At 36.5% G+C, this 7,527-nt stretch carries 9 protein-coding genes; 6 read left to right on the plus strand and 3 right to left on the minus strand.

The genetic code is table 11. The features are described 5' to 3' along the window. The first annotated feature begins 88 nt into the window (after positions 1-88). From DCO44_RS08440 to thiM, 4 genes are all read left to right on the plus strand, one after another. Positions 89-532, plus strand: a complete 444-nt coding sequence (locus tag DCO44_RS08440; RefSeq protein WP_116760928.1) for a hypothetical protein — start codon at positions 89-91, stop codon at positions 530-532. Positions 533-696: 164 nt separating this feature from the next. Beyond that, a complete protein-coding gene (locus DCO44_RS08445) occupies positions 697-960 on the plus strand; it encodes a hypothetical protein (protein WP_116760930.1) in 264 nt (87 codons plus the stop codon). Between the two features lie 163 nt (positions 961-1,123). Beyond that, positions 1,124-2,281, plus strand: coding sequence for a hypothetical protein (locus DCO44_RS08450; RefSeq protein WP_116760932.1), 1,158 nt, complete (start codon positions 1,124-1,126; stop codon positions 2,279-2,281). A 12-nt stretch (positions 2,282-2,293) separates the two neighbouring features. Further along, complete coding sequence (thiM, locus tag DCO44_RS08455) at positions 2,294-3,163, plus strand: hydroxyethylthiazole kinase (protein WP_116760934.1); 870 nt, start codon at positions 2,294-2,296, stop codon at positions 3,161-3,163. A gap of 30 nt (positions 3,164-3,193) precedes the next feature. Here thiM and DCO44_RS08460 read toward each other — a convergent pair whose 3' ends face one another. Next, on the minus strand, positions 3,194-3,925 hold the full coding sequence (locus DCO44_RS08460; protein WP_116760936.1) for a hypothetical protein: 732 nt from the start codon (positions 3,923-3,925) through the stop codon (positions 3,194-3,196). A gap of 505 nt (positions 3,926-4,430) precedes the next feature. On the opposite strand from DCO44_RS08460, the gene DCO44_RS08465 reads away from it, so the two are divergent. Beyond that, positions 4,431-4,916, plus strand: a complete 486-nt coding sequence (locus tag DCO44_RS08465) for an Lrp/AsnC family transcriptional regulator (protein ID WP_116760938.1) — start codon at positions 4,431-4,433, stop codon at positions 4,914-4,916. A 333-nt stretch (positions 4,917-5,249) separates the two neighbouring features. Beyond that, positions 5,250-6,707 carry a DASS family sodium-coupled anion symporter gene (locus tag DCO44_RS08470; protein WP_116760940.1) on the plus strand — a complete coding sequence of 486 codons (1,458 nt, stop codon included), beginning with the start codon at positions 5,250-5,252 and terminating at the stop codon, positions 6,705-6,707. 104 nt (positions 6,708-6,811) lie between these two features. Here DCO44_RS08470 and DCO44_RS08475 read toward each other — a convergent pair whose 3' ends face one another. After that, entirely contained in the window at positions 6,812-7,033 is a 222-nt protein-coding gene (locus DCO44_RS08475) for a hypothetical protein (protein WP_116760942.1), read from the minus strand. A gap of 96 nt (positions 7,034-7,129) precedes the next feature. After that, positions 7,130-7,527, minus strand: a 398-nt coding sequence (locus DCO44_RS08480; RefSeq protein WP_228157533.1) for a hypothetical protein, incomplete at its 5' end; no start/stop codon positions are given.

The raw sequence follows: 7,527 nt of genomic DNA on the forward strand, positions 1-7,527 counted from the left end.
TGCATTTCAATCATGATTGCGCATAATTTTAAGGAGATGTATTTTATTTATACGCTTTATTCCTCCTCGATGAGTATGTCGGCTAAAAATGAAAATACAACACCTGATTTACGGCATCATCTTGTCAAGTTTTGCATCCGTTGCAATTGCCGCGCCAACTATTGAATACATGGAATGTCTGGGGTCGGATCAACAACATCATTTTGTTTTGGTTGCCCCAGTTCAAAATGAGCAAACAATAAAACTGATGTATTTTCCTTATTTAAAACCCATTTCTTTGCATTATATAAAAACTGAAAATATTGAAATGGCAAAAGATCGTCCCTATGAACAGCATCTTTTTTTCAACGAACGTAATTCCCAACGCAATACAGGACAATATGAAATTATTCTGCAAGGTGCACGGATTTATGCCGTGATCTATACTGCGAAGCAATCTGGTGCTATAACAACTTATCAAAATTATCTAGCAGATGAACAAAAACAAAAAGTCAATCAGACACTCATAGCCCATAAATTACAGTGTATTTAGCGTATACGTCCCTATTTCAGTTACACACCGTTTCGTATCACTGGTGCGAGTGACATTTTTATGACTTATCTTTCAAACTGACTACAATTTGTGCACGTTTTTTGCTTGTAAATAGATGTGCAAAGCGCACTATAAAAATCAGCAAAATAAAAACGAGGTGCAAGATGTATATCAAAGAACATTTGATTCGTACGGAAAATATTAAAGTCATGCAAACCTTACACGCAGCAGGCATCGATCATAAAGTGATTGCCACATTTATGTGTTGCGAAGGTATTCCAATACAAGCGCAAGAAGTCAGCAGCGTTTTAAATCAATATGATGCATTAGGAAGCAAAAAAATTCCTTCCAAAAAAGTGAAAGCTTTAATTTATGCCAAACAACTCGGAGAAGATGACGAAACCCTGCCTTGCCCAGCAGCCTATTAAATTCTTTCTAACCGCTAACGAATAAAGAGCTACTCGAAGCAGTAGCTCTTTTTATTTGCAAAACATCAGCAAAGCTTTGCATAAATGCTTAACAGTTCAACTCTGAACAACACCTAAACGGTGTATAATCTTAAACACTGATTCAATTATTCGATGACTAACCATGCTGCTCCAAATTCTGCAAAAACAACTGGATGAAAGCACAACTTGTCCGCTTTGTCAGGCAGCAATGTATTGGATAGAAGCAGAACAATATGATCAAGATGTGCAATTCCATGAATGTAGTCACTGTGCGCATCGGGTATTTCAGTCGGATAAATTCACTTGCCACTGTGACAGTTGTGCTTCAAAACGTAAAAAGCTACTGCAAGAAACGCGACTGCAAGAACAACGTAAACTCAAGAAGAAAGAGATTGTAGAGCTAGAACTGCGCCAACTTAGCTTTCTACACAAACTATTTTTACTCAGTATTCTGGATAATCAGATTCAGGAATATTCAGCACATGACGAATTTATTCACTGGGAAAAAATTAAATATCAGCCCATTACCCCCAATTATTATTTTCAAAGTACCTTGCTCAAGCAACTGTTAAAAGACCAAATTTTAATTGCCAAAGATTTCGCAGAAGAAGCGCATGAATATTATGTCAATGTTCGTCTAGAAGGTTATACAGAACCGAGTTTATTCAGTATTACCCAACAACTCAGACATTGGTTTTACGAAAATTTAAAACTCGGTATCCCATTTAAAGACGCTGACGAAGTTAAAAACACACTGTATTTGATCTTATATCAAGAAATCGTTCAGTTCATGCAATATTACTGCAAATCTTGGGGGGTTCAAATTGCAGGCAATCAGAGCTTTCAAACCTTTTGTTATCGTTTAATGGATACTCTCGCGGTGGGTCAGATTTATTATCTCATCCAAACTGCATTAGAATATCTACATGAACAAAAAGCGCTTAAGCCACGCAATGAGAACTTCATTAATACCAACTTACTCAAAAAAACTGTTCAGCAGTATCGAGAACGATCTCTCGCAGAAAAATGGGAAACATCTACACTTCCTCGTTTACCAACTATGCCCCTCAGTAAAATGAGTGAAATCCTATTTTTTAAGTTTCTTGGTTATGATGAACGTATTTTCTTTCAACCTGTGTGGCGTTCTTGGAAGAAAATTGAACCGCGTTTAAACTTTTATTCAGTCAAACGCTGTATGTATTGTGGTTCCAACGACTTAGCCGTTGACTATGATGCCGAAGAATATGTGTCATTATTTTGTCGACGTTGTAAGCATCAGGACCACTATTTCACACGGTGAATGGTGAACATCATGTCTACACTTTCAAACCAACCCATAATTGACCTTCAGGATAATCTAGTGGATCAAACTGCACCATTACTACAGAAAATTGTTGAAGCGCATACCCAACTTCGTGCAACTCAACCTCTAGTGCAATGTATTACCAATAGTGTCGCAGCCAATTATGTAGCCAATGTTCTACTTGCCTGTGGCGCTTCCCCCGCCATGATTGATAACCCCTTTGAAGCAGAAAGTTTCACTCGTATTAGTAGCGCACTCAGTATTAATTTAGGTACACCAACAACGGAACAAATGCAGGCAATGCAAATTTCTGCCAATACCGCGCATCAAGCTTCTATTCCTTGGGTACTTGACCCTGTTGGTTATGGCAACATTTTATCTTGGCGCTCGGAAATGACCAATGAATTGTTGCAATACCAACCTACAGCAATTCGAGGGAATGCTTCTGAAATAAGTGGACTGGCGGGTAATCAGGTTGCAGGTAAAGGGGTAGATAGCACACTGGATAGTGCTGAAGTCTATGTACAAGCTTGGGCTTTGTTAGACCATGCTGAGTGTATTGCGATTTCAGGAGAATCCGATTTTATTCTTTCTAAAGAATTGAACAGCGTCATTCAAGTGAATGGCGGTTGCTTTCTACAACCTCGTGTGACTGCAACTGGTTGTGCGCTTGGTGCTTTAATTGCAGCTTATTGTGCTGTAACCGATGTTACGACTGCCACTTTGGCCGCACATGTGCATTTTGCTGTAGCAGGACAATTAGCATACCAAACAGCACAAACTGTAGGTTCATTTAATGTGGCTTTCTTAGATGCTTTAGATCGTATTAACGCAGAGCTATTGCACGAATATGCGGATGTGAAAATCATCAATCGTTAAGAAAGTGAGTCTCCTGTAACGCTGATTCGCTTAGCTTACCGCACGTTCAATCGCACTCAATATTGCAGCTTCTGTCAACATTTTGGTATTGAGTTTACTCACACACACCATGCCCATTCCATCAAAGAAATCTGGTGTGTGTTGCATAAAGAAATCGATATGTTGATTAGCCTGTTCATGAATATGAATCGATTCATCTAAGGCTGTTTCAGGGATTACTCGAGGATGTACATAAATATCTTCCCCACGTTTTTGCACATCAGATTTTCTCAATGCAATTAATTTAAGTATTTCAAGGTAGTCCTGAGGTGTATCCATATCAATACGTGGATAAAAATTCTGTGCACAAGATGCAAGTAAAGCATAAGCTTTAGGTTGCATTAAGGTCATGACAATCCACAAGGGAAGAAGTGGATGTTTGATACTATGTTGTATTGCCACTTTAATGACCGAATTAATGGTTTTGTTGGCGCGCTGATAGTTGGGTAAAAATGACCCGCGAGAATTCGCCACAAAAATATTCTTTTCACGGATACTCAGTTTTAATATAAGAATACTGTTATACCCAATTAAACGAACGCCATCAAAATACTCGACTACTTGCACCGATATCGCATCAGAATCATGCATAAAATCATGCAATTCTTGCTTACAGGTATCAGGAAAAATCATACGGTCAAATGCTAAAAGTTGTTCTAGATATTGGTTCTGATGTTCAGGTAATAACTTCTTATAATCTGTTATTGTTTCAGAAATATTCATAACTCCGTCCGAGTTGAATAGACCTCATTATTCTAATCCTAGATGATTCTGTCTGACATCCCCTAAATTAGGTAATTAAGGCTTATACGTATAGTTAAAAGACGATTATTCATCTTTTAAATCAATCAATTGCAAAATTATGATTTCATTTAAATCAATAAGATATAATTAGAATATAGGTTATAACAAAACCATAAATGCTCAAAAATTTAATCCATATTTTTTTTAAGAATTTTTGTCAATGATTATACAGGTTGTGATCAATTTCACTGATTATGCAAAGAAAGTGAGTCATAAGATGAACCAATAGCATCTTTAAGTCACCCTTCCCTAAAGATGCTATTGGTTCAATTATCACTTTTAACCCATTCAGTGATAATTTATATATCTAGTTTAATCATTAACTTGCACAATTATCTGCTGTATTTAAAGTGATTTAAAAAAATTTCAGCATAAGAATGAAGTATATTTATATTTTAAAGAAGATTCTTCTATGGAATGAATTTTGAACAGCACAGAATATACACTAGATAAAATTGATCGGAAGATTTTATCTGCCTTGAGACAAAACGGTAGACTTACAGTTGCACAACTCGCAGATGAAGTTGGACTTTCCTCCTCCCCTTGTTGGACACGTTTAAAACGTTTGGAAACTCTAAAAATCATTGATGGCTATACCGCCAATATTAATCCAAAGGCAATTGGCATCAATGAATTATTCTTTATCGAAATCACGCTAGAACGGCATGACGATGAAATTTTGGAGCAATTTAGCCAAACTTTAGCAGACATTCCCGAAGTGATTGAAGCTCATTTGGTTACAGGAGATTATGATTATTTAGTCAAAGTTGCTGTGAAAAATGCTGAACACTATGAACGTTTTTTAAGGAAAAAACTGTATTCGATTAAAGGAATTCGACATACTCGCTCGACGTTTGCTTTACGACCACTTAAATCTGCAACAACTTCAGATTTAATGTTAATTGAATAATCCATAACTCTTTTACTGCAATTCATGCAGATGTATGTTTTAATATGCTCAGTATGAGATGAGCCTTATATGAGTATAGCGAGAGCTATACGACTAGCCCCACGAAAGTGGGGTTTTTTATTGTCTGTTTGAAACTATAGATTCATAATAAACATATAAACTGCTATTAAGAATAAATGAATTGAGCAGCATTAAATTCTTATTGAAGTCAATCATTCGCTAGACAAAATTGAAATCTTTCTTTTATTGACAATATGTTAACCACACTAGACTTCAACAAAATCACTGTTCATTATAAATCACATAATAACTATATTTTTGGAGTACGATTCAATGGGATTCAAACTCATACCAACCATAATTTCAGTATCACTTACCCTTATTATTTGGTTTCTCATTCCAATTCCGCAAGATGTTTCTGCAAATGCTTGGCTTCTATTTGCGATGTTTATTGGTGTTATTTCAGCCATTATTGGTAAAGCAATGCCTATTGGTGCAATTTCGATTATCGCGATAGCACTGGTTGCGATTACCCGAGTAACAGCAGATAACCCTAGCGATGCCATCAAAGATGCTTTAAGTGGCTTTGCTAACCCTCTTATTTGGTTGATTGGTATATCCATCATGATTTCAAAAGGGTTACAAAAAACAGGGCTAGGTGCACGACTAGGTTATTACTTTATTGCAGTTTGGGGCAAAAGAACCATTGGTATTGGCTATAGCCTTGCATTATCTGAACTCATTCTTGCACCCGTTACCCCAAGTAATACAGCACGTGGAGGCGGAATTATTCACCCTATCGTGCGCTCGATTGCAACGAGTTTTGATTCTGATCCAGAAAAAGGCACTGAAGGTAAAATTGGTAAATATCTTGCTTTGGTCAATTACCATTCAAATCCTATTACTTCTGCCATGTTTATTACGGCTACTGCACCCAACCCTTTAGTCGTTGAACTCATTGCGAAAGCGACCAATAGTCAAATCCATTTGAGTTGGACCACATGGGCATTAGCAATGGTTTTACCAGGTGTTGTTGCATTAGCATTTATGCCGATTGCACTTTACTTTATGTACCCACCTGAAATTAAAAAAACACCAAATGCTGCACAATTTGCCAAAGACCGTTTAAAAGAAATGGGTCCCATTACCTTACATGAAATGATTATGTTGGCTGTATTTGGAATTTTATTATTACTCTGGGCAGGTATTCCTGCCATGCTATTGGGTGATATGTGGACTTTAGACCCAACTACAACCGCATTTATTGGTTTATCACTCCTTCTGCTTACAGGAGTTTTAACTTGGGATGATGTCTTAACTCAAAAGAGTGCATGGGATACGGTAACTTGGTTTGCTGCATTGGTCATGATGGCGACCTTTTTAAATAAGCTCGGCTTAATCGCTTGGTTTTCTGGTGTTTTACAAACTAGCATTGGACAGCTTGGCTTAACGTGGGTTCCTGCTTCCATGCTTTTACTCTTTGCTTATATGTACGCCCACTATATTTTTGCCAGTACCACTGCACATATTACCGCTATGTTTTCAGCATTCTACATTGCAGGTATCGCACTAGGTGCTCCTCCAATGTTCTTTGCACTGATTATGGCAGCAGCATCAAGTATTATGATGACACTGACTCATTATGCGACAGGTACATCCCCTATTATTTATGGTTCTGGCTACACCACGCTTGGTGAATGGTGGAAAGCTGGTTTTGCTATGAGCATTATCAATATAGCTATTTTTATTGTATTGGGCGGACTTTGGTGGAAGATGCTGGGCTATTGGTAATTTAATATCTATACAACCTGCCCCCTGAATAAGGGGGGCTTTTAATGTCTGTCTATTACAGAAACTTCGTTATAATTTTACTCACTGAATAAAAATATATTTGATTAATTAGACTCGATGTCATAGACCCAATTATGCGCTTGCTTATCTGTTGTTGTTTCACAGACATAGTAGTCATGATCCCATGAGTCTTGATGGAAAATTTCCATTTTTCGATAGGTCACTTGTTTGCCATTTTCCACACAGATAAAGCTATCGCCTTGGTCTTTGACTTGTGTTCCATTGAGGAAACCACCTATACAGAGGAATCTGGATTGTTTGGGCATTTATTAATACCTATTTTATAAATCATCAAAATTTTATGACTAATAAAACTTAATTAAGCCAGTAGAGTAATTTATTTCAAGCACTTAAACTAATTGTTACAAGTAATTCCATCGCTTATGTTCTTGTACATAATGAATAATTTTTTTATCCTTTAACCTTTGTAATTCAGTACTCGTTTGTTCAGGGTTTAGTCCAAATAAATGCCTTGCATGCAATCTAGTAAAACCCTCTGGTAAAATATTTTTAAATTTTTTTATAATAATTTCAGGCTCATCAGCTGAAACATGATATAAGCAAGCTATAAATTTATTATTTTCTTCTTTAAAAACAGGTTTTTTTAACCCTAATTCAGCCATTTTTATAGTAGCTGTATTTAGTCCCTCTCCTAATTCTTTATTTGGTGCTTGTTTAGATTTAGATAACAAACGTACAATTTTTGGATTCCTTGAAATTCTATTGTCTAATATATTATATACTTTTATCATACCAGGTA

This window comes from Acinetobacter sp. AM (assembly GCF_003105055.1).
GTDB lineage: Bacteria > Pseudomonadota > Gammaproteobacteria > Pseudomonadales > Moraxellaceae > Acinetobacter > Acinetobacter tibetensis.

What these genes read in the sequence shown, in the direction of transcription:
- DCO44_RS08445 (WP_116760930.1), top strand. Translation starts at nt 697, where the DNA reads ATGTATATCAAAGAACATTTGATTCGTACGGAAAATATTAAAGTCATG.
- thiM (WP_116760934.1), top strand. Translation starts at nt 2,294, where the DNA reads ATGTCTACACTTTCAAACCAACCCATAATTGACCTTCAGGATAATCTA.
- DCO44_RS08460 (WP_116760936.1), bottom strand. Translation starts at nt 3,925, where the DNA reads ATGAATATTTCTGAAACAATAACAGATTATAAGAAGTTATTACCTGAA.
- DCO44_RS08475 (WP_116760942.1), bottom strand. Translation starts at nt 7,033, where the DNA reads ATGCCCAAACAATCCAGATTCCTCTGTATAGGTGGTTTCCTCAATGGA.
- DCO44_RS08470 (WP_116760940.1), top strand. Translation starts at nt 5,250, where the DNA reads ATGGGATTCAAACTCATACCAACCATAATTTCAGTATCACTTACCCTT.
- DCO44_RS08450 (WP_116760932.1), top strand. Translation starts at nt 1,124, where the DNA reads ATGCTGCTCCAAATTCTGCAAAAACAACTGGATGAAAGCACAACTTGT.
- DCO44_RS08440 (WP_116760928.1), top strand. Translation starts at nt 89, where the DNA reads ATGAAAATACAACACCTGATTTACGGCATCATCTTGTCAAGTTTTGCA.